1 pseudogene is annotated in these 203 nt (G+C 33.5%); it reads left to right on the forward strand.

Annotated features, from left to right (window positions below):
- Positions 1–178 (forward strand): annotated as a pseudogene (locus tag E6A48_RS11680) (3-deoxy-7-phosphoheptulonate synthase); the annotation flags it as partial.
- Positions 179–203 lie beyond the last annotated feature (25 nt).

The raw sequence follows: 203 nt of genomic DNA on the forward strand, positions 1-203 counted from the left end.
TGCAGGTGCTGACGGTATGATTATAGAAGTACACAATGACCCAGAACATGCTTTATGCGATGGAGCACAATCTATAAGACCAGAAACATTTGCTGATGTGATGGAATCTGTTAATATGATTAGCGAAACAGTATCCAAAATAAAAGCAAAACACAACGGAAGAGTTTATACAAAGTAATATATTTTAATTGAATAATAATAGG

Origin of the sequence: Brachyspira pilosicoli, assembly GCF_019402445.1 — a bacterium.
Classification (GTDB): Bacteria; Spirochaetota; Brachyspiria; order Brachyspirales; family Brachyspiraceae; genus Brachyspira; species Brachyspira pilosicoli_B.